This window comes from Bacillus sp. GbtcB10, from assembly GCF_019091365.1.
Lineage (GTDB): Bacteria > Bacillota > Bacilli > Bacillales > Bacillaceae > Bacillus > Bacillus altitudinis.
The window spans coordinates 1-272 of the sequence record NZ_JAGXJP010000138.1 but is presented as its reverse complement, the minus strand read 5'-3'; the positions used below and the strand labels follow the sequence as shown (position 1 = coordinate 272).

Below are 272 nucleotides of genomic sequence, written 5' to 3'. Positions count from 1 at the left end.
ACCATATAGGTAACATTGTTTGGAAATATTCAATTTCAACTGTGTTGTCATCTGATTCACGAGTTTCATTAATAGCATGATAGAAAGAAACAGCTGATAAGAACATTACGTAAGGGATAGGACTTGTAATTTTATCATGGAGTTTATTGACATGATTGTTAGCTAATGCATGTTTTCCAGCTTCGTCGCCAACTAAGAAGAATCGTTCAGTGTCTTCTCCTGGGATTGTTGTTGAAATAAGTAGGCGAGATAATAATTCTTTAGGATTAGTA

General features: G+C 34.2%; 1 pseudogene. It reads right to left on the bottom strand.

Features of this window, described 5'->3' with window-relative positions:
* Positions 1–272: pseudogene (locus tag KVT11_RS19890) on the bottom strand (hypothetical protein); the annotation flags it as partial.